Source organism: Clostridium sartagoforme AAU1 (assembly GCF_000401215.1).
Classification (GTDB): Bacteria; Bacillota; Clostridia; order Clostridiales; family Clostridiaceae; genus Clostridium; species Clostridium sartagoforme.
Window position 1 is genome coordinate 1 of record NZ_ASRV01000286.1, and the last position, 489, is coordinate 489.

Annotated in this window: 1 protein-coding gene; it reads left to right on the forward strand. The window is 24.9% G+C overall.

Annotated elements, in window-relative coordinates; genetic code table 11:
- A partial coding sequence (locus A500_RS21545; RefSeq protein WP_040437218.1) for a hypothetical protein occupies nucleotides 1-245 on the forward strand: 245 nt, incomplete at its 5' end.
- Nucleotides 246-489: the final 244 nt, after the last annotated feature.

Sequence of the window (489 nt, forward strand, 5' to 3'; positions counted from 1 at the left end):
TAGTTATAAAGAATCCATCAAATGAAATTAAGCTTGAAATAAAAGATATAGAAGCTATAAAAAATGGAAATGGATCTTTAGAAATTAAAAATGGAGAGAATACTATATTAATACCATTTAGCTTAATAGATAAAGAATTATTAAAAGAAGGTTCAAGCATAATCTTTGAAATGAATGTTAAAGAAGATGCAACTATAACAGCTGGAATTAAAGGTGTTAAAAAGTATTCGAACTTAACCTATTAATTAAGAATGGAGATAATATAGTTAAAGTTCATAACTTTAAAGACGGAGTTGCAACAATAACATTAAAATTAAGTGATGAGGACTTAAAAGGATTAAACAAAGGAAATTTAGCAGTATTCTATTATGATGAAGAAACTAAGACATTTAAAGAAATGGAAACAACTATAAATGGAAATGAAGTAACATTTAAGACTCCTCATTTTAGTAAGTTTATAATTGCAGAAAAAGCTTCTAATAATGGAAA